Origin of the sequence: Actinoplanes sp. KI2 (genome assembly GCF_025630775.1) — a bacterium.
Classification (GTDB): Bacteria; Actinomycetota; Actinomycetes; order Mycobacteriales; family Micromonosporaceae; genus Actinoplanes.
Window position 1 is genome coordinate 206,271 of record NZ_JAOSZE010000001.1, and the last position, 20,709, is coordinate 226,979.

The following is a 20,709-nucleotide window of genomic DNA, read 5'->3' on the forward strand; positions in this document are numbered from 1 at the left end:
AAGCATAGACATTGACGTGCGCGAAGGTGGGTGGTTACCTGGCGTTATAGCAGAAACGTTTCGTGGTTGTTTCAGCTTGTTACATCGGGAGAGAGCCCATGTCACGCTTCGGAACCGCCGCACTCACCGCCGTTGCCCTGGTCGTCGCGCCGCTGCCGGCGGCCGCTCATCCGCGTACCTCGACCGCGCACGTCTGGCTCACCACGCCGGACGGGACAAACCGCCTCAGCGATCTCGGGACCATCGAGCTGACCAAGGCGACCGACATCCCGACCCCGACCATCGTGATCGACCCGAACCGGCGGTTCCAGACGATGACCGGCTTCGGGGCGTCGATCACCGACTCCTCGGCGGCGGTGCTCTACCGGCTCGACCCGGCGCGGCGGGCCGGGGTGATGGCCGATCTCTTCGCCACCGACCGGCTCAACTTCCTGCGCCAGCCGATCGGCGCCTCCGACTTCACCGACGAGCCGGCCTACACCTACGACGACATGCCGGCCGGGCAGACCGACTACGCGCTCCGCAACTTCAGCGTCGCGCACGACGAGTCGCAGATCCTGCCGCTGCTGCGTCAGGCCGCTCGGCTCAACCCGGAGCTGAAGATCATGGGCACGCCCTGGTCGCCGCCGGCCTGGATGAAGACGAACGGCTCGCTGATCGGGGGCCGGCTGATCGACAGTCCGGCGATCTATCGGGCGTACGCCGGGTATCTGGTGAAGTTCGTCCTGGCGTACCGGAAGGAAGGTGTTCGGGTCGACTACCTGTCGATCCAGAACGAGCCGCAGAACCGGGCGCCCAACGGCTACCCGGGCATGGACCTGCCGTCCTGGCAGGAGGCCAAGGTGATCGAGCAACTCGGCCCTATGCTTCGCGCCTACCGCCTCGACACCAGGATCCTCGGGTACGACCACAACTGGACCGAGCACCCGAACGACGCGGCCAACACCCCGCCGGACGAGACCGCCGACATCAACCACTACCCGCAGGAGCTGCTCGCCTCGCCGGCCGCCCGCTGGGTCGACGGCACGGCGTACCACTGCTACTCGGGCGACCCGAGCGCGATGACCGTTCTGCACAACGAGTTCCCGACGAAGGGCATCTACTTCACCGAGTGTTCGGGCAGCCAGTCGAGCGACCCGGCCAACACGTTCTCCGACACGCTCAAGTGGCACGCCCGCAACCTGATCATCGGCAACACCCGGAACTGGGCGAAGACCGTGGTCAACTGGAACCTCGCGCTCGACCCGGCGAACGGCCCGCACACCGGCGGCTGCGGCGGCTGCACCGGCGTGGTCACGGTCGGCGACACCGTGACCCGTAACGCCGAGTACTACACGCTCGGCCATCTGGCCCGCTTCGTCCGGCCGGGCGCGGTCCGGGTGGCGAGCACCTCGTTCGGCACCATCGGCTGGAACGGGCAGGTCATGGACGTGGCCTTCGTCAACCCGAACGGCGAGACGGTCGTGGTCGCGCACAACGAGAACGACAACCCGCAGGCGGTCGCGGTCCGGCTCGGCGACCGGCAGTTCAGCTACACGCTGCCGGGCGGCGCGCTGGCCACGTTCGTCTGGCACGGCCGCAGCGAAGATCGGCCGATCGACCCGACCGGCTGGACCGCCACCGCGTCCCCGGCGAGCGCCACCGACGTGCCGGCCAACGCGGTCGACGACGACGCCAGCACCCGCTTCAGCACCGGCACGGCCCAGCAGCCCGGCCAGTACCTCCAGGTCGACCTCGGCAGGATCCAGCGCGTCGGCAGGGTCGTCTTCGACACCGGCGCGTCCATCGGCGACTACCCGCGGGGTTACACGATCAGCGTGTCCAGCGACGGCACCACGTGGTGGCCGACACCCACCAGCGGCGCCGGCCAGTTCTCCACCGGCACCGTCAATAACCGACAAATCAGATTTGTTCGGATAGCGACCACCGGGAGCGCGGGCAACTGGTGGTCCATAGCGGACGTCCGCGCCTACCGCTGACGGGAGGGATCAAGGAGAGCGGCCGAGATCTCACCTACCCGATCGGCGAGCAGGCCGACCGCGCCGACCGCCCGCGACATCGGGTCCTCGCCGTCGCCACCCAGCGCCCTCGCCCGCAGGTAGGCCGCCTTCACCTCGGCCCACCGGGTCGCCTGCGCGGGCGTCATCCGCCCGCGCAGCTCGGCCAGCTTCAGCAGGTTGGCCTCGGCCCCCGAGGTGAGGGTCTGCGCCTCACCGGCGTAGTGGTCGTCGAGCACCGCCTCGACCTCGTCGTCGTTCATCGCCGGCACCAGCCGCTCGGCGAGCTTGTTCATGTTCCGGTACGAGCCCTGGAGCAGGAACGGCGGCTCGGTCCGGGACGCGTCGGCCTGCCCGGCCGAGGCGATGTAAGCCCGGTTGTTCCCCAGCACCACCCGCTGGACGTGCCGCATCTTGCGCAGCACCGACAGCACCTGGGCCAGTTCGGCGGCCGAGTACGCGTACGACAGCCGGTCCGGCCGCACCGTGTCGTCGCCCTCGGCCAGCCGGACCAGCAGCGGCAGGTCCTCGGGCGCCCGGGTGGCCAGCGGCGCGAGCACCGGGTTGGAGGTCAACGCGTTCTCCAGGTAGGACATTTCAAACAAATGAAGACGCCCGGCCAGCACGTCGCCGAGGTTCCACACGTCGGCCCGGTTGGCGAGCATGTCCGGGATCCGGAAGCGCTGCCCGCTCTCGGTGTACGGGTTGCCGGCCATGCACACCGCGAACCGCTTCCCGCGCAGGTCATAGGTCTGCGGCTGCCCGTCCCAGACGCCCTCGATCTGCCGCTGCGCGTCGCACAGCGAGATGAACTTCTGCAGCAACTCGGGCGAGGTGTGCTGGATGTCGTCGAGGTAGAGCAGCACGTTGTTGCCCATCCGCAGGGCGAAGGAGATCTTCTCGACCTCCTGCCGGGCGGTGGCGTTCGGCGCGGCGGCCGGGTCGAGCGAGGTGACCTCGTGCCCGAGCGCCGGCCCGCTGACCTTCACGAAGATCAGGCCGAGCCGGTTGGCCACGTACTCCATCAGCGTGGTCTTGCCGTAGCCGGGCGGCGAGATGAGCAGCAGCAGGCCGGACTGGTCGGTGCGCTTGGCGTCGCCGGCCGCCCCGATCTGCCGGGCCAGGTTGTCCCCGATCAGCGGCAGATAGACCTCGTCGAGCAGCCGGTTGCGGACGAAGGCGGTCAGCACCGCCGGTTGGAAATCGTCCAGGCGCAGGCGGGTGCGTTCGCTTGCGGTCAGAGCGCTTCGCCTTTTCCCGTACGCCCGGAAGCCCGGCACCCACGTCTCCCGGAACTCCCGGGTCGCCGCGAGGAACCGGTCGAGACGGATCGCCAGCCGGCCGCCGACGATCCGCGGATGCACCCCGAGCAGCCCCTCGACCTCCGCCGACAGCGCCGCCGCCGAGTCATGGCGGGCAACCGAAGGGCCGGTCAGCTCGATCGCCACCGCCTCGACCAGGTCGTCCTCGGTCCCGCTCTCGGGGTTCGCCGCCCGGAACGCCGACAACCAGCTCGTGATCAACATCCGGCGGTCATCGAGATGGGGCAATGCCTTGAGGTCGTCGAGGTAACCGGGCCCGGCGCGATGGAACCGATCGAGGAAGGCCCGAGCCCCGGCGCTGGTGACGAACCCGGCCGACGAAGCCAGCTCCTCGGCGAGATACTCCCCGATCGGCGAACCCGCGGCGGCAGACAATTCGGACGCGAGGTCGCCCAGCAAGTCGGTGGCGCCGAAGACCTCCCGGGCCCGAGCCAGCGAGACCGCGCGCAGCCGCCAAGCGGCCCGCTGCTCCTCCGTGGCCGAGAAGGCCCAGAACAACTGCGCGGCGACCCGCACCGACGGCTCGTACCGGAGCAGCCCGGCCGACTCGTGCAGCCGGATCACCGCCGACAGGATCGCGGTCGCGTCGGCGTCGTGCACGCCCCGCTCGTACCCCTCGTCGATGCGGGACTCGGCTTCCCGCCGTACGAGATCCGCAATTGTCCCGTCGGCCAGCGCGGCCGCGGCACCCGCCGGATCCGCCGCGAAGATCGCGGCGGCCAGGTGCTCGGACCGGTAGACCTCACTATTTTCCGAGATCAGCGGGTACGCCCAGAACGGCCGGGTCTCCGCCACGAACGACGCGTCGCGGATCGGCCCCCGGTAGTCGGTGCCGGTGATCGTGAAGGCCAGGTCGTCGCCGTCCGGCAGCAGCGTGAGCTCGATCGGCTGAGTGTTGACCGCGAACGTGTGCCGGCCGAGCCGGATCGTGTTGCCGCCGTCGGCGTAGAGATCGAGCCGGTCGCGCAGCGCCCGCGCCGCCTCCTGCCGGGCCGCCTTGACCTGGCCGTCCAGCTCCTCGGCGCGGACGGTGTCGCCGAGCTCCCGCAGCTGGTCGGCGACCGACCGCAGCTTGCCCACCATCGGGTCGGTCGCGAAGTAGGTGTTCACCTCGTCCACGGTGGACAGCGAGACGACCCGCCGCTGCACGCTGGTCAGCGTGCGGTGCGCCGACGCGACCAGCCGGTCGGCCCGCCGGGCCCGCTCGTCCAGCAGCGCCTGCCGGCGGCCGGCGAACGCCTCGTAAACCTCGGATCGCTTGGCGCCCAACTGGTCGACGAAGTCGTCGAACTCGCCGAACCGCGACTCCAGCGCCTCGACCTGCAACAGCAGCTTGGCCGACTGCTCGTCGCACCGCGCGGGCGTGTCCGACGCCGCCAGCCCGGCCGTGATCGCCTGCCCGAGCAGCGCGAACTCGGCCGCGAACGCGGCCCGCCCCTCGCGCGCCGCCAGCTCCCGGCGCCGCGCGTCGAGGGTGGCCCGGGCCCGGTTGACCCCGCCGAGCACCTCGCCGATCCGCTCGAGAATGGCCACCCGCACGGTGGCGTCGGCGATCTCCAGGCCGCCCACCACGTCGATGACCACCTGCAGGCCGTCGGCCTGCTCGGCGAGCCGGGCCGCGACCGGCTCGGCCGCCGCCACCGTGTCGATCTTGCCGGCGTCGGTGACCAGCGCGTCGACCGACCGTTGATATCCGGCGAAGGCCTCCTCGCGGCGCAGGAACTCGACGGCCCGGCCGGCCGTCGCGTCGACCTCCTCCGCCAGCGCGGCGGCGAGCGCGTCGAGCCGGGCCAGGTCGGCGTAGCGCATCTCGCGCAGCGTGACCGCGTGTCCCTGCTGCTGGCGAAGGGACGCGAGCAGCGCGATCCAGCCGTCGGTCGCGGTCGGCGCGTCGGACCGGGCGCGCCGGATCAGCGCGTCCGCGTCGGTGGCCGCGGCCTCGACAGCGGCCCGGGCCTGGGCGGTGAGCTGCTGCACCGCCTCGAATTCGTCGAGCACCTGCTCGGCCGTCGCGCGTACCTCGGCGAGCGGTCCGTCCAGGCCGGCCTCGCCCAGCCAGAAGTAGTGGTCGACGAGCCGGCCGCAGGCCGCGATGATCGCCTCGAAGACCGGGCCGGACGGCGACATCTCGTCCACCATCCGAGCCACCGAGAGCGCGTCCGCGATGCCCCGCACCAGGTCGGCGTTGCCGATCCGGTCCAGCGGCCCGGTGCCGGCCGGCTGCGCGGCGGCGAACGTGTCCGACACGTACGGCGTCTGCCAGATCTGCATCGGATGCACCCGGCTCGGCTCGTCGCCGTCGTGCCGGAACGCGGTCAGCGTGCCGTCGTCGAACAGCGACCAGCCGTGGCAGGTGATCGGGGTGGCCACCTCCTTGCGGATCACGTTGTACGGGAGCAGGAGGTAACGGCCGGTGTCCCGGGCGTGGAAGACGTAGAGCACATCCTCGCCGTTGACCGAGCGCACCACCCGCTCGTATTCGAGATCCGCGGTCTCCGCGTCGAACGTCCGAGCCACGCCGGTGGCCAGGTAGTACCCGCCGGGGAAGATGATCCCCTGGTCCTCGGGCAGCCGCCGGCACGCCTGCCCGATCCCGTCCAGCCGGTGCACGTCCCGGGTCCGGGTGTTGAACACCAGATACCGATGCCGGGTCTCCTTGTAGGGCAGCACCCGGATCAAGATCAAAGGACCGATGCGTGCGTACGCGATATCCGCGTCCGCGAGGCTCTGCAACGGCTCGTCCACCGGTTCGCTGTAGACGCCCTGGCCGTCCTCGGTGTTGTTCTCCACCTTGACGGTCAGGTCGCCGCCGACCGTCTCCACGAAGACCGCGTCCTCGATCGAGACGTGCGGGTGCCGGCCCTGGACGTGCTGGTCCCGGGTGGTGGGCGTCCACTCGAAGTCGTGCGCGGGCGGGAACACGTGATCGCGCTCGCCCCGGTTGTCGAGATAGGACACCGCGCCGTCGGCGCCGACCCGCCAGCGCAGCACCTTGAGGTCGTCGCCGCGCGCCCCGGTCTGGAACACCGCCAGCAGCAGCCCCTCCAGCCGGCGCAGCTGGAGCAGCCGGGTGTCCTTGTAATACCGGTACAGCTCGGCGAAGTCCCGCTGGAACGCCGGGTCGTCGAGCAGCCCCGGCTTCTCCGACCGGCCCAGCGGCTGCTGCACGTGGTCGTCGAGCGGGCCGGCATGCACGGCGAAGACGTCCGCGACCGTGGTCTCCGCCTTGAGCCCGATGAAGACGTTGTAGCCGAAGAGCAGCGCGCCGCCCACATGCGCGATGTCGCGCGGCACGCAGTTGTTCTCGGTGCGGATCCGCTCGGTGCCGGTCAGCGTCATCGGCACGCCGCCGAACGTCGCCACCCGCCGGTCGTTCAGCGCCTCGGCACGCGCCGCCAGCTCCTTGGCCTGCGCGCCCAGCCGGGCGCGCAGGACCTCGTAGGTGCCGGCGTCAAGCGTCGGCTCGGTCACTGGGCGGTCTGCTTCGCGAGGAGGGCGGCCATGCTCATGTTCGCCACGTCCTCGGTGCTCATCCCGGCCAGCGCCTTGCTCAGGTCACCGACCAGGTCACCCTCGCCGTTCAGATAGCGGGCGCCGAGACCCTGCGCCACGGTCGAGTTCTCGACGAACCCGTCCACGCTCTTGCCCAGCGAGATCGCGCCGATCAGCTTGTCGAAGAAGATCGACTCCCCGCCGACGATGTCGATGTCCGCCTTCTCCAGGCCGGCTGCCAGCACCATGGCCTGCGCCTCGGCGATCTCCTTGTGCACGTTGATCCCGGCCAGCCGGATCTCCTTCTCCAGCTCCAGCCGCAGGCGGTACTCCTCGTGCTCACGGGTCGCGGCGTCCATCGCGGCCATCGCGCCCGCCTTGTCCTGCAGGCCCTCGGCCTCGGCCAGCAGCTTCGCCTTGATCGCGTCGGCCGCGATCATCGCCTTCTCCCGGGCGATCGCGTTCTCCGCCTGACCGTGCTTCTCGACCGCCGCGGCGTTGCGCTCGCGCACCTGCACCTCGGCCAGGCCGGCCGCGGCCGCCTCGGCCTGCAGGCCCTCGGCCAGCCGGATCTTGGCGCGGGCGTCCAGCTCGGCAGTCTGCTGGCGGGCCTCGGCGAGCAGCAGCTCCTCGCGCGCCCGGAACTTGGCCGCGGCCTCGGCGGCCTCCGCCGCCTTGATGTCCTTGACCAGGGCCTCCTGCGCCTCGGCCTCGGCCTGGATGATCACCGCTTGACGGGTACGCTCGGCCTCCTCGACCACCCGCAGGCGCTTGATGTTCTCCTCCTGCTCGGCCACGGTCTTCTCCACCGCGATCCGTTCCCGGACCACCTCGGCGATCAACCGCCGCTCGGCCTCGACCTCCTTGTCCTTGGCGATCGTGGTCAGCTCGGTCTCCCGCTGCCGGGCGATGACCTCGAGCATCCGGTCCTTCTCGATCCGCTCGGACTCGATGGCGATGACCCGCTCGCGGTTCTTCTCGGCGACCGCGATCTCCCGGGCCTTGTTCTCCTGCTGGATGCCCAGCTGCTGGTCGGTCTTGAGCGCGGCGCCCTCGGCGCGCAGCCGCTCCTCGGCGTGCGCGAGCGCGATCTCCGCCTCCTCGCGGGCGCGCATCGTCTCGATCTCGCGGCGCTGCTTGATCTCGGCGTCCGCCTGCCGGCGCTGCAGCTCGAGGATCGCCTCCTTGGCCTCGACGTTCTGCCGGGTGAGCTCCTTCTCCTCGTTCCGCCGGAAGTCGTTGGTCTTGACCGACTCGATCGAGGTGAGCTCGGTGATCTTCCGGATGCCCTGGGCGTCCAGGATGTTCTTCGAGTCGAGGGCCACCAGCGGCGTCTGCTCGAGGAAGTCGATGGCCGCGTCCTCGAGGCTGTAGCCGTTGAGGTCGGTGCCGATCACCTCGACGATCTGGTCGCGGAAGTCGTGCCGCTTGGTGTAGAGGTCGACGAAGTCGAGTTGCTTGCCCACGGTCTTGAGCGCCTCGGAGAACTTCGCGCTGAACAGCTCCTGCAGCGTGTCCTCGTGGCTGGCCCGGGTGGTGCCGATCGCTTGGGCCACCTTGATCACGTCTTCCACGGTCTTGTTGACCCGGACGAAGAAGGTGATCCGGATGTCGGCCCGGATGTTGTCCCGGCAGATCAGGCCCTCCCGGCCGGTCCGCGCGATCTCGATGGTCTTCACCGAGATGTCCATCACCTCGGCCTTGTGCAGCACGGGCAGCACGACCGCCCCGGTGAAGGTGACGTCCACCCGCCTAACCTTGGAAATGATCAGCGCCTTGCCCTGCTCGACCTTGCGGAACAGGCGGCTCAGCAGGAAGAGCCCGCCGACAACGACCAGGAGAACGGCGACGATCAGGATGGCCAGACCGGTGGAGACAGCGTCCATCAATTGCCTTTCATGGCGATATCGAAGGGAATGGCCCAGAAGAATGCGCCCTCCGGGTCGTACTCGTAGAGCAGGGCGACGACCCCCGCGTGCAGGTCGTCCGCGCCGGCCTGGCGGACCTGCACGATGGCCGAGGAGCCGTCGTCGGCGTGCACCTCGGCCTGGCCGAAGGTGCGGGTCACCCGCCCGGTGCGGATGACGCAGGTGCGGCCGACGAAGTCGGCGAGGGAATCCGGTGCGGTCGGCCGCAACAGCCCGATGAGGCCAGCGAGCCATTTCATCGACTGTTTGTTCCCCGTTTCATCCGAGCCGGAGGCCAGGGTGACAGCCGTCGTCAAGCCCGCCGATTGGTCCGCTATTGGCCGACTTCGCTGACCTCGGCGAACGGCTTATCGGTGAACCAGGTCACGTGAATGATGAAGCTGTGGTTCGTCTCGTTGAAATAGACGGCCATGTTGTCCTTCGAGTTCTGGACCTTCTCCACCGCGAAGCCGTCGGCCGGCGTCGCCGTGATCAGCGAGACCACCGAGTCCGAGGTCACCTTGATCACCGCCTGGCCGCCCGCGCACTGGAACGACCGCACGTACGTGCGCAGCCCGTCCGCCGCGGTGGTGACCGTCCAGCCGTCCTCGGTGGTGGTCGGCGGGGCCGTCGCCTTGGTAGCCGGCTTGCTCGTCGGCTTCGGGGTGGCGGCGCTGGTCCGCGGCCGGCGACTGGCCGGCGACGTCGTCGGCGCCCCCGCCGAGGTGGTTACGCTCGGTAGCGGCGCCGGAAAAGTGGTCGCCGCGGCGGGGAGCTGAGCCAGCGCGGCGTCCCGCGGCTCGCTCGTCCGCAGCACCGGCAGAATGGCCACGCTGGCCAGCACGATGCTGGTCGCGGTGGCCGCAGCCCAGCCCGCGATCGGAGTCCACCGGGAAGATCCCACGTAGGCATGATCTCAGATGCCCCTATGGTGTACGCCATGGCGTTGATCCTGCTGGTCGAGGACGACCGCATCATCACGGCCGCGCTCTCCCGCGCACTCACCGACGCGGGACACGTCGTGCGGCCGGTCGGCCGCGCCGCGGAGGCGCTGAAGATCGTCACCGAGGAGCGGCCCGACCTGGTCATCCTCGACCTCGGCCTGCCCGACATCGACGGCACCGACGCGCTGCGGATGATGCGCTCGGTCTCCGACGTGCCGGTCATCGTGGCCACCGCGCGCCGCTCCGAGTCCGACATCATCAGCCTGCTCAGCGCCGGCGCCGACGACTACGTCACGAAGCCGTTCTCCGGCGGGCACATCCTCGCCCGGATCGCCGCGGTGCTGCGCCGGGCCCGCACCGCGCCGGAGCCGATCCAGCAGGAGATCGTCGTGGGTGACCTGGTCATCCACCCGCGGCAGCGCCGGGCCGAGCTGAGCGGACAGCCGCTGCAGCTGACCCGTCGCGAGTTCGACGTGCTGGCCTACCTGGCCGAGCGGGTCGGCCAGGTGATCAGCCGGCGGGAGCTGATGAACGAGGTGTGGAACCAGGCCCGGATCGGCGAGGAGCAGACCATCGACGTACACATCTCGTGGTTGCGGCGCAAGCTCGGCGAGACCGCGGCGCAGCCCCGGTTCCTGCACACCGTGCGCGGTGTCGGCGTGATGATGGTCGACCCCCGATGAGATGGGCCCTGAATCGCTTGGCACTGGCCATCACGTCGATGGTCGCGCTCGCCTTTCTCGTGCCGCTCGCGGTGGCGACCCGGCAGATCGCGTACGACCGGGCGGTCAGCGACGCCCGGCAGCAGGCCACCTCGCTGGTCACCGTGCTCGGCGTGGACGCCGACCCGACCCTGCTGACCAACGCGGTGGCCAGCACCACGGCGGGTAGCGAGGGGCGGCTCGCCGTACACCTGCCGGACGTCTCCCCGATCGGCGTCTCACACACCGCCGAGGCGCAGATCTCGCTCGCCGCGCAGGACCGCCGGTCGGTGCTGGCGCCCGCGCCGGACGGGCTCGCCTACCTGCAACCGACCGTGCTCACCGACGGACGGACCGTGGTCGTCGAGGTCTACGTGCCGAACGCCGAGATGCACCGCGGCGTCTGGACGGCCTGGCTCATCCTCGGCGGCCTGGCGATCGTGCTGGTCGCCGGCTCGACGCTGCTCGCCGACCGGCTCGGCGGCCAGCTCGTGCGGGCCACCCGGCAGCTGGCCAGCTCCACCCGCCGGCTCGGCGCCGGCGACCTGGCCACCCGGGTCGAGCCGATCGGCCCGCGCGAGCTGCGCGACGCCGCGAACGCCTTCAACACCATGGCCGACGACCTGCGCAGCCTGCTGGACCGGGAACGCGAGCTGGCGGCAGACCTTTCCCACCGATTGCGTACGCCGTTGACCGCGCTGCGGCTGGACGCCGAGGCGATGCCGCCCGGCCCGGTGGCCGACCGGATGCGCCAGGCCTGCGACCTGCTCGACGAGGAGCTCGAGGCGATCATCACCGGGGCGCGACTCGGCGTCGAGGCCCGCGGCCAGGAGCGCACCGACCTGGTCGAGGTCCTCGCCGACCGGCTCGCCTTCTGGTCGGTGCTGGCCGAGGACCAGGAGCGCCCGTGGGAGGTGGTAGGCGGCGACACGCCGGTGACGCTGCCCCTGCCCCGCAGCGAGCTGATCCTGGTGGTCGACGCGATGCTCGGCAACGTCTTCTCGCACACCCCCGAGCGCACCGCGTTCCGGGTGAGCATCGCCCCGACCGGCCTGCTGGTCGACGACGCCGGCCCCGGCATCGCCGACCCGTCGCGAGCCGTCCAGCGCGGGGTCAGCGGGGCCGGCTCGACCGGCCTGGGCCTGGACATAGTCCGCCGAGCCGCCGACACGGTCGCCGGCGAGCTGGTGGTCTCCCGCAGCCCCCTGGGCGGCGCCCGAGTAGGCATCCTGTTCGGCCCACCCGACCCGACCCCGGTGCCCGCACAGCCCTCCCGCCGCCGCGCGGTCCCCTAACCCGTTCCGGTCCGTCTCGGGGAATTTACGCACGTCAGACCCGTCTTGCGACATACGGTCGCGCCGTGCACGCTTTCCGCCTGTCTTTGATCTCGGCTTTGATCTGGGCTGTCGGCTTTTCGGTGCCTGCCCGTGCGGCCGCCACCGTCGAGTGGCCGCACCCCGGCTACGACGCCGAGGACAGCTACTACAACCCGCACGAGTCCGCGATCAACCGCAGCACGATCGGCCACCTGACCCGCCGCTGGACCGTCCAGCTGCGCAAACAGGCCGCCTGCGCCGGCTTCTCGGCACCGCTGGTCGCGGCCGGCCGGGTGATCGCCACCGACCAGTACGGCATCTCCGCCTACAACGAGTCCACCGGCGCGGCATCCTGGCACTTCGACTGGCCCGACCCGGTAGGCACGGAAACCCCGTCGATGGCCGTCGACGGCGCCACGCTGATCGCCGCCACGACCGACTGCTTCTCCCAGAGCGACCCGGACGGCACGATCGTCGCCCTGGACCTGGCCACCGGCCGAGTCCGCTGGCGCGTCACCAGCGATGCCCCGGCCTTCTCCCTGGTCGTCGACAAGGGCATGGCCGTGGTGTGGGGCGAGTCCCCCTCGGACGAGCGGGCCACGGTCGCCTACCGCGTGGCGGACGGGAAGGTCGCGTGGCGCAAAGCCGGCTATCAGAGCGCAAACGTCTCCGCCGACGGCCGCCTCCTGCTGACCGACACCCACCAAACCTCGGCGGTGTCCATCAGCACCGGCGTTCCTTTATGGACGAGGAGCGGTTACTGGCAGGCGAAGGCGGCGACGCCGGCGGGCGACCGCTTCCTGGTCACCAACGGCCAGTCGTTGTCGGCAATCGGCGCGGCCTCGGGGGCGGTGTTGTGGACCGCGCGGGGCGGCTCGAACGACTTGCTGGCCACCGACGGGCGCAGGGTCTTCGCGTGGTCGGCGGGGTGATCGACGCGCTGAGCGCGGCTAGCGGGCGCGGCTTGTGGTCTCGCTCGCTGCCCGGGCAGCTGGCCCAGCCGGTGCGGGCGGGCGGGCTGCTGTACTTGGGGGCCCCATCCTCGACCCGGCAACGGGCGCACCGACAGCCTCCACCCATCGCGGGGACCAGACTGTCACCGGAGGCAAACTTCTGACGGAAGACGCAGGAACGCTTTCGGTCGATACGCCGTAGAACCTTGCTCCCGAGCCGTGACCGTGAGGTCTTAGGCTGTTCGTCGGGAACGGCAGCTTCACTTGGTCGGGCTCGGTCGACGATCGGCCAAGCGCTTTCAGCAGAATTCTTTGCTGTTCCTGTGTCGTGCCGGCCCATCCTGCTGCAAACATGGGCCGCATGACCGACGAGGACCTGGACGACCAGTACGAAGCATTCCAATCGTTCCTGGAACGCGACACGCCTGAGAAGGCTGTGCGGAAGCTTCGTCTGCTTCGGGTTCCGGAAGAGATCATCGGGTTGATCCTCGAGCGACACGAGCAGGAGGTCATCAGGGTCCGCGAAATGCGGGAGCCCAAGGTCGTCTACACGGCGGGTCGGTTGACGTGGTACACCGGGCCCCGGGCGGGAGACCGCTACTGGCCCGCGCTGCAGAAGAAGCTGGCGGGCGGCACTCGTCCTTGGCCGCAGGCCGCGATCGACTCGCTCGACGAGGAATCGACGAAGGTGGTCGGACTACTCGACAACCCTCGGGCGGACGACTTCCGCAGTATGGGTCTGGTGCTCGGTTACGTTCAATCGGGCAAGACGGCGAACTTCACCGCAGTGATGTCCAAGGCCGCCGACCGCGGATATCGCCTCTTCATCGTGCTTTCCGGTATCCACAACGGTCTCCGCCGCCAGACGCAGGCCCGGCTCGCGCGTGAACTCGTCCAGCTCAATCCTGGCCAGTGGCACGAGGTCACCACCATCGACTCGGACTTCAACCTCAAAGGGAACGCGGCCGCCTATTTCGCTGCCCAGAATCAGCAGTCCCTCCTGGTCGTCAAGAAGAACGCGAAGGTGCTGGAGAAGCTGAACGGATGGCTGGCGACCGCGACGGCCTATCTCCGTGACTGCCCGACGCTGGTCATAGACGATGAAGCCGACCAGGCCACGGTCGGCGGCAAGGTGATCAACCCGTTGCTCGGCAAGCTGCTCAAATCCTTTCCCAAGGTCGACTATGTCGGATACACGGCGACTCCATTCGCCAATCTCCTCATCGATCCCGCCGTGGACGACGGCTTTTACCCGCGGGACTTCGTCGTAAGCCTGAAGGCACCATCGGGCTATCAAGGACCCGAGTTGCTCTTCGGGCGCGATCCGCTGGACGGTGAGGACCTCAACGAGGTGCCGGCCGGCGAGGACATGATCCGCGAGATCCCGGAGGAGGACGTCGAGTCGGTCCGGCCGATCAACAAAGCGGCCGCTGCGGACTTCGTGCCGGAGATGACGGAGTCGCTGCGTCACGCCGTGCTCTACTTCTGGCTCGCCACGGCCGCGCGCCGTGTGCGGGGGACGGGCGTCCCGCATTCGACCATGCTTGTCCACACCACGCTGCAGACGGGCATCCACGAGGATTTCCGCGCGCCGCTCGATGATCTTCGTCAGGAGGTGCTTGTCGATCTGCGGAGCGACGATTTCGATCTGTACGACGAGATCGAGAAGCAGTGGGCGGACGAGACGAGTCGAGTTAACGCGGCGGACTTCGGTGAGATGCCCGTTCCCTTCGAAGCTGTTCTGCGGCATCTCCCGGACGTTGTGGCTGAGAGCAGGGTCGTAGTCGACAACTTCCGCAGCCGCGACCGCCTCGACTACGAGTCCGGACCGGTGGTCGCGATCGCCGTGGGTGGGAACACACTCAGCCGTGGCTTGACGCTTGAGGGCTTGGTTACGAGCTACTTCGTGCGGGCATCCTCCGCGTACGACACCCTGCTCCAGATGGGTCGATGGTTCGGCCACCGATCCGGTTACGCAGATCTTCCGAGGATCTGGATGACGACCGAGCTGGCGGGCTGGTTCCGGCATCTCGCGGTGGTGGAGGCCGAGATCCGCAAGGATATCGATCGTTATCTCACCGAGGACAAGAACCCGCTGACCTTCGCGGTCAGGATCCGCACCCATCCGAAGATGCTTGTCACGGCGCCGGCTCGAATGAAGGCAGCGGTGACCGCGCACGCCGCGTACGGCGGCGATCTTGTGGAGAGCCGTTACTTCCCGACGGATGCGGGAGCGGAGGAGTGGCTCCAGCGGAACGCGGATGCGGCGGTGCTGCTGATCCAGGAGGCACAACAACACGGGCGGATCGAACCGCTGCCCTCTTCCGGGCAGCGGTGGCTGTGGCGGGATGTCTCGTACCGGGACGTTCTCAATTTCATCGACGAGTACCGCTTCCATGAGCGTACCGAAGAGGCACGTCCCCAGCTTCTCAGGCGATACATCGAGAAGCGGGTCGAGAACAACGCATTGATCGCCTGGGATGTTGCCATCATCGGCAACTCCAAAGCGGATGCCACCATGTGGAAGCTGCCGGACGGCACCATGGTGGGGTTGAATCGCCGTAGCCGGATCAATGACGCCGACGATCCGTTGGCGGACATCAAGACGTTGTCCGGTCCCCGGGACGCCACGGTGAACCTCTGGGTGCCGGACGGTACCGACGTGACGAAGCGTTCGGAGGTCGACAAGCTCCGGGCGGCGCAACGCCCCGACCACGGCCTGCTTCTGCTGTACCCGATCGACCCGGTGTCCACGACCACGCGTAAGGAGCGGCACCCCCTGAACGCGCCTTGCGAGGTCGTGATGGGCGCCGCGTTTGTCTTCCCCAAGCCCGCGAAAGCCGACAGCCAGGTCGAGCAGGACTACATCTCGGCGGACCTCTCGAGGGTCTCCGGAGCGTACTGGGAGGAGGAGGATCCCGAGGCCCTCCGCCAGGACCCAGAGGACGAGAGCGCATGAACGACTTGAGGACCGTGGTGGCCGACCACTGGGCCGCCCTCGATGCCCAGCCACGCAGCTCGGCGTGGTTGACCTCCGCCCTTCCGGTCTCGATCGAGGCTGCGCCCGTGCTCTGCGCCATCGGCCCGGATCGAAAGCGTCACCTGTTGGTGCCGGTGAAGAGCTCGGACGTCGTGCCTGCCGACACCAGGGCCGCCGCCGTGCATCTGTTGCCGCTCGTCCTCGAGGCAGGCTCACGAGCGAGCTGCTACGCGAACCTGGTGCTCCTACGTGACGACCTCGCGCACATCTTCACCGGGCTCTGCGCCGACGTCATCGGGGCGCTGTCGTTTCGACGGGCCACGCCGCTTGCGGTCGTCGAGGAGGTGCTGGACGGATGGCACGAGTTGTTCCGAAGCGGTGCACAACTCGGGATCGAACGATTGGCCGGCCTCTGCGGTGAGTTGTTCTTCCTCAATTCCCTGCTGGACATCGACCTGGCCCTGGCCGATGCCTGGCAAGGGCCGCTGCGATCGCCGCACGACTTCGTGGCGAACGGCTGGCACGCGGAGGTGAAGGCGACCGCTTCGACCGAGGGTAGGTCGGTGCGAATACATGGCCTGGATCAGTTGGTACCGCCGTCGGGCGGTGGGCTCATGCTGCGCTGGATGCGCCTGGACACCGCGGATGGGACAGGCACCTCGATTCCGGAGCTTGTCGACAGGATCACCGCTCGGGTCGGCCGACCTCGTGAGTTCTGGCAGCTGCTGGCCCGGTGCGGCTACCTTGTCGCGGACCGGGACAAGTACAGCGGCATCCGGTTCACCGTCATGGAGGAGGCGAGCTACCGGATAACCGAGCAGTTCCCGCGGGTCGTGCCCACCTCATTCGTGAACGGTGTGCCGGCCGGGCTCTCCGACTTTCGTTACACCCTCGACCTTGATCTTGCACCGGCGCCCATGCAGAAAGACGAGATCTCCGACTTCATGAACGCCATGGCCGGAAAATGACGCAGCCGCGTTGGTATTCGCAGCCCTTCCCGCCCGCCGGCTCCATCAGTGCCGAGGGGATCAAACGCACACTGGGCAAGCCGCCGATACCGTGGCCGGCCATCCTGGTACGCGAGTCCGCGCAGAACAGCTGGGACGCCAAAATAGGTGACCAGCCGGTGGAGTTCACGCTGAATCTTGCCGTCGTACCGCCGCAGAACGCCAACGCCTGGCGAACCATGTTGTTGGAGGGCGCACCGCACAGCGAGCGCTTCCCACTGCGTCAGATCCTGCGTGGCCGTGAATGGCAATCGACGATGGTTCGCACACTCACCGTCAGCGACCGTGGCACCAAGGGACTGGGTGGCCCCACCCGCGCGGATGTTGCGCGGGGCGAGGAGCCGCGCGACTGGGTCTCGTTTGTGCTGAATGTGGGCGACCCGCCGGACACGAAGCGTGGCGGGGGCACGTACGGGTACGGCAAGGGCATTCTTTACCAGACGTCTCGGGCCGGCACGATCATCGTGCATACCAGGACGGCTACGAGCAGCGGCTTGGAAACACGCATCATCGGGGTTTGCCTCGGCGAGTCCATGGAGTTGACCGACAGCGAGGGCATCGCCAAGCCGTACACCGGCCGTCATTGGTGGGGCGATGTGGAGTCGGAACATGTCGAGCCTCTGGTCGGCGAGCGCGCTTCAGCCGTCGCCGAGTCCCTCGGTCTCCGTGCCTTCGCACCCGACGAGACCGGGACCGACGTCGTTGTGGTCGAGCCGGATTTCGGTGACGAGACGGACGAGGACATCGCGCAATACCTCGCCGATGCGATCGCCTGGAACCTGTGGCCGGTCATGCTGGAGCAACGCGGCGCCGAGCGGCTCGTTCCGAAGGTTTGGCATCGAGGCCTTGCCGTGCCGGTTCCGGTTCCGGAGAAGACGCGAGGTCTGCGTACCTTCGTCGCGGCGTATCGACGCCTGGCGACCGGCGAGGATGTGCAGACCCTGATGTGCGGCAGCCCGAAGAAGCCGCTCGGTCGGATGGCGCTCGAGCGCCAGCTCATTCCCCCGTACGAGCCGCCGGCCGCGGCCCAGGACCTCGGGATTACGACGGCACCGCATCACGTCTGCCTGATGCGCGCGCCGGAGTTGGTCGTGAAGTATCACCCAGGACCCGAACCGATCAGCGCGAACCTTGCCTACGGCGGCGTGTTCCGCGCCTTCGACGACATGGATCGCACATACGCGGCTGCCGAGCCGCCGACGCATGACGACTGGGTCTATGCGCAGTTGGAGGGCGCAGATCGGACGTTCGTCCGAACGACATTTGTGCGTATCAAGGAGCGGCTCGCGGAGTTCGCGAGGCCGGCCGAGGTGAAATCGGAGGGAGCGCCGGCGCCGCTCGGTGCGGTCAGCAACTTCCTGGGGTCGCTCGTGGCCGCCGCGACGGGCTCAGGTGCTGCATCCGCCATGATGCCGGCCTCACTGATGGGAGGAGATCCCATCCCGTCCAACGGCGAACCCGGTCCGTCGCCCGCCGACGGGGCCGGCGCAGTCGAGGGACCAGAAGGGTCGGATACGGCACCGCCCATTCAGGGTGCGGCGAAGCGCGGCCGGGCTTCGATTCGGCTCGAGGGTGACCCGTACTTCGAGGATTCCGAGATCGGCTTGCTGCTTGTGCAGGACGCGGTGGTGGTCGGAAACGGCCCCTTGGTCGCCCGAGGCTCGGCCGGTATCACCGTTGCGGATGGCAGTCGCGAGCAGGACCCTCCGGGTGGCTCCGAGGAGCCAGTGGTCATCGGCTGGCGGATCGATACGCACGACGAGGACGGCGAGCTGATCAATCTGGCGGACGCCGCGGCCGGGCTGCGACTCAGCCTGGTGGTCAGACCGGTCCCGGATACGATCACGCAGATCGACGTGACGGTTCTTCGCCCCGAGGAGGCGGTCGGCGTTGGCCGCTAGAGGAACGAGAGCGTGGCCGTACCGCCGCATCGCGAGTGGCTCGGTCAAGGCCGCCGCATGGATCATTGATCCGGATTCCGACTCCGAGCGGGAGGCACCCGGCAGCCTGCCGGAGTGGGACTATCAGACGAACCTCCGGCTCCGCCGGCGAATCTCGATCGACGTTGCTGAATGCCGCAGGTCCGCCGGCCTGCCCGGCGAAACCCCGCTCGCGATCAGCGTTCGGTGGAGTGCGGTCCCGTCGCTGCTTCGCGGCTCGGCGGCCTGGATCGAGTTGCAGGACGATGTTCAGGACTACGTGATCGACTTGGCCGTTCCCGGCGAACGACTCGGGGGTGTGGTTCGGTTCGAAACGTTGGTGGTGCTCGCCCGTGACGTCGAGGCGGCCCCGGCCGCCGCGCACCTCGTCGGCAGCAACCTGTGGAGCGATGCGTGTGAGATTCGGCTGCAGGGTGACGCGCCGCTGTTCCCGATCGCGCTGATCCCGTTCTCATCGTCAAGCCTTCCGCAACGCGCGGCGTGGTATCTCGAGTTGGGCCCGGATCTGAACGCCACCGCGCTCGGCGCCATCCAGCTCCTGGTGAATCAGGATCATCCGACGATTGTGGCGGCCGTGAAGCGCGCCGGCTCGCCGAGCGATGTCGATCGCGCGGTCCTCTCCACGCTGCGGTCGGACGTTGTCCGGACGATGCTCGAGCGGGCGCTCGGCGATGAAGCATTCGAGATGACCGAGACGTTCGAGAAAGACACCCTGGGCGCAGTTCTGCAGGGTTTGATGAGGACATACATGGCGAGTTACCTCGACGATGGCCTCCTGGAAATCCGGCGAATCCGAAGCAGCGATCCACCGCTGTTCGCGGCCGTGATCCAGGCCGCCACGGAGCTTCTGGCAGACCAGCGATGAGCACTCTTTACCCGCGCTTGCCCGCGAATGCCGCAAGAGAACGCTACCGCGAGATCATGGCGCGGGATGCCGCAGGCCTGGCCGGATGGTCCGACACGTCGCACCTTGCGCAGTACTTCGCGCCGACCGGTGGGGGCCGGGCGACAGTCGAGCGGTTGTCCGTCATCCGTACCCAGGTCGTGGAGATCGCCGCAAAACACGGATTCCCTGGCGAACCCATCCGCCGTGCCGTTCATGACTTCGACACCGAGCTGGCTCGCACGCTGCATACGAGCATGGATCTCGTTCCGGCCGAGGCCGCGATCCGACCGATGTGGGCATTCTTTGCCCTGGTTCTGCTCCCCGATGTCGCAGTGTGGCGCTTTCCCCAGCCTCCGGAGGACCGGGTCCTTGCGACGGACATCACCCGCCACGTGTTCGGCCGGCTTTGGTGGCGTGCTGAGCTGCTTCGGGACAATGTCCGCGGCGATGATCCGTACCATTTGCTCGTCGTGTTCCCGGAACGAAACTTTGATCAGATCTTGGCGCGTCGTCGGTCGATCGGCGGCTCACCGGAGCTCATCCGAGCGCTCGCCAAGGAATGGCCGAAGGACTGGACGGGCATGGACGAGACCGAGGCCCTACGAGATGTCCTCAAGCACCTGATGCGACGCGGGGCGTTCCAGGACTTGTTCGGTCTTCCGGAGGCGTTGTTGCGTCCCGAGGTCGCGCGGACGATCTCAGATGTCCGGCACGGCCGGACCCGCACGCGGCAAGGCGACGATATCGGGCGACCCGTGGGGCGGCATGCCCGAATCTGACGTCCGTGTTCAGCGAGTAGCCTGACCGCCATGCCGGAGGCGCAACTCCCGATACCGAGTTCGGCGTCCGTCTCGGGGCGTATGAGTCGGCAGCGTAGGCGCAATACGCAGCCCGAAGTGGCGATTCGGAAGCGCCTGCACGCCATGGGCCTGAGATTCCGAGTCACGATGCCGATTCCGGGTATGCCGCGGCGAACGATGGACATCGCCTTCACCCGCGCCCGTGTCGCGGTCTTCGTCGACGGGTGCTTCTGGCACGTCTGCCCAGAGCACGCCACCAGGCCGGCGGCCAACTCGGATTGGTGGTTCAGGAAGCTCACCGGAAATCAGGCTCGCGATGTGGCCACCAACGACCACCTGGCCGCGCTTGGATGGCGGGTCGTGCGCATTTGGGAACATGAGAACCCTGCCGAGGCTGCCGACCGCATCGCCGCTGTTGTTCGCTCTTGAGGCTCAATGACGGGTGGGTCGGCGGCCGGCCGCTC

The 20,709-nt window shown here is 68.6% G+C and carries 14 protein-coding genes; 10 read left to right on the forward strand and 4 right to left on the reverse strand.

What is annotated here, in order from left to right:
- The first annotated feature begins 98 nt into the window (after positions 1-98).
- Positions 99-1,979 (forward strand): discoidin domain-containing protein, encoded by a 1,881-nt coding sequence (locus ODJ79_RS00945; protein ID WP_263021330.1) that lies wholly within the window; start codon positions 99-101, stop codon positions 1,977-1,979.
- On the opposite strand, the gene ODJ79_RS00950 is transcribed toward ODJ79_RS00945, so the two are convergent.
- Genes ODJ79_RS00950 through ODJ79_RS00965 form a run of 4 tightly spaced genes read right to left on the reverse strand, consistent with a single transcriptional unit; the run spans position 1,970 to position 9,622 of the window.
- Positions 1,970-6,790 (reverse strand): DNA repair ATPase, encoded by a 4,821-nt coding sequence (locus ODJ79_RS00950; RefSeq protein ID WP_263021331.1) that lies wholly within the window; start codon positions 6,788-6,790, stop codon positions 1,970-1,972. The genes ODJ79_RS00945 and ODJ79_RS00950 overlap by 10 nt on opposite strands.
- Positions 6,787-8,697 (reverse strand): flotillin family protein, encoded by a 1,911-nt coding sequence (locus ODJ79_RS00955; protein WP_263021332.1) that lies wholly within the window; start codon positions 8,695-8,697, stop codon positions 6,787-6,789. The genes ODJ79_RS00950 and ODJ79_RS00955 overlap by 4 nt, the downstream gene beginning before the upstream one ends.
- Positions 8,697-9,035, reverse strand: coding sequence for a hypothetical protein (locus ODJ79_RS00960; protein WP_263021333.1), 339 nt, complete (start codon positions 9,033-9,035; stop codon positions 8,697-8,699). The genes ODJ79_RS00955 and ODJ79_RS00960 overlap by 1 nt, the downstream gene beginning before the upstream one ends.
- A 17-nt stretch (positions 9,036-9,052) precedes the next feature.
- Entirely contained in the window at positions 9,053-9,622 is a 570-nt protein-coding gene (locus ODJ79_RS00965; protein ID WP_263021334.1) for a DNA mismatch repair protein MutL, read from the reverse strand.
- A 36-nt stretch (positions 9,623-9,658) separates the two neighbouring features.
- Between ODJ79_RS00965 and ODJ79_RS00970 the strand changes: the two genes are divergently transcribed.
- The 9 genes from ODJ79_RS00970 (at position 9,659) to ODJ79_RS01010 (ending at position 20,674) form a co-directional block, all read left to right on the forward strand.
- Positions 9,659-10,345: a response regulator transcription factor gene (locus tag ODJ79_RS00970; RefSeq protein ID WP_263021335.1), complete on the forward strand. Its 687-nt coding sequence runs from the start codon at positions 9,659-9,661 to the stop codon at positions 10,343-10,345.
- Positions 10,342-11,658, forward strand: coding sequence for a HAMP domain-containing protein (locus tag ODJ79_RS00975; protein ID WP_263021336.1), 1,317 nt, complete (start codon positions 10,342-10,344; stop codon positions 11,656-11,658). The genes ODJ79_RS00970 and ODJ79_RS00975 overlap by 4 nt, the downstream gene beginning before the upstream one ends.
- 122 nt (positions 11,659-11,780) lie before the next feature.
- Positions 11,781-12,611 carry a PQQ-binding-like beta-propeller repeat protein gene (locus tag ODJ79_RS00980; protein WP_263021337.1) on the forward strand — a complete coding sequence of 277 codons (831 nt, stop codon included), beginning with the start codon at positions 11,781-11,783 and terminating at the stop codon, positions 12,609-12,611.
- Positions 12,612-12,993: 382 nt separating this feature from the next.
- Positions 12,994-15,591 carry a Z1 domain-containing protein gene (locus tag ODJ79_RS00985; protein ID WP_263021338.1) on the forward strand — a complete coding sequence of 866 codons (2,598 nt, stop codon included), beginning with the start codon at positions 12,994-12,996 and terminating at the stop codon, positions 15,589-15,591.
- Between the two features lie 17 nt (positions 15,592-15,608).
- Positions 15,609-16,580 carry a PD-(D/E)XK motif protein gene (locus tag ODJ79_RS00990; RefSeq protein ID WP_263021339.1) on the forward strand — a complete coding sequence of 324 codons (972 nt, stop codon included), beginning with the start codon at positions 15,609-15,611 and terminating at the stop codon, positions 16,578-16,580.
- Entirely contained in the window at positions 16,577-18,520 is a 1,944-nt protein-coding gene (locus ODJ79_RS00995; RefSeq protein WP_263021340.1) for a hypothetical protein, read from the forward strand. Before ODJ79_RS00990 ends, ODJ79_RS00995 begins: the two co-directional genes overlap by 4 nt.
- Entirely contained in the window at positions 18,510-19,424 is a 915-nt protein-coding gene (locus tag ODJ79_RS01000; RefSeq protein ID WP_263021341.1) for a hypothetical protein, read from the forward strand. Before ODJ79_RS00995 ends, ODJ79_RS01000 begins: the two co-directional genes overlap by 11 nt.
- Entirely contained in the window at positions 19,421-20,224 is an 804-nt protein-coding gene (locus ODJ79_RS01005; protein ID WP_263021342.1) for a DUF6339 family protein, read from the forward strand. Before ODJ79_RS01000 ends, ODJ79_RS01005 begins: the two co-directional genes overlap by 4 nt.
- 81 nt (positions 20,225-20,305) lie before the next feature.
- Positions 20,306-20,674: a very short patch repair endonuclease gene (locus ODJ79_RS01010; protein ID WP_263021465.1), complete on the forward strand. Its 369-nt coding sequence runs from the start codon at positions 20,306-20,308 to the stop codon at positions 20,672-20,674.
- Positions 20,675-20,709 lie beyond the last annotated feature (35 nt).

Excerpts from the sequence above, each read along its gene's own strand:
- ODJ79_RS00975 (WP_263021336.1), top strand. The coding sequence starts at position 10,342 with ATGAGATGGGCCCTGAATCGCTTGGCACTGGCCATCACGTCGATGGTC.
- ODJ79_RS00995 (WP_263021340.1), top strand. The coding sequence starts at position 16,577 with ATGACGCAGCCGCGTTGGTATTCGCAGCCCTTCCCGCCCGCCGGCTCC.
- ODJ79_RS00945 (WP_263021330.1), top strand. The coding sequence starts at position 99 with ATGTCACGCTTCGGAACCGCCGCACTCACCGCCGTTGCCCTGGTCGTC.
- ODJ79_RS01005 (WP_263021342.1), top strand. The coding sequence starts at position 19,421 with ATGAGCACTCTTTACCCGCGCTTGCCCGCGAATGCCGCAAGAGAACGC.
- ODJ79_RS00970 (WP_263021335.1), top strand. The coding sequence starts at position 9,659 with ATGGCGTTGATCCTGCTGGTCGAGGACGACCGCATCATCACGGCCGCG.
- ODJ79_RS00985 (WP_263021338.1), top strand. The coding sequence starts at position 12,994 with ATGACCGACGAGGACCTGGACGACCAGTACGAAGCATTCCAATCGTTC.
- ODJ79_RS00955 (WP_263021332.1), bottom strand. The coding sequence starts at position 8,697 with ATGGACGCTGTCTCCACCGGTCTGGCCATCCTGATCGTCGCCGTTCTC.
- ODJ79_RS01010 (WP_263021465.1), top strand. The coding sequence starts at position 20,306 with ATGAGTCGGCAGCGTAGGCGCAATACGCAGCCCGAAGTGGCGATTCGG.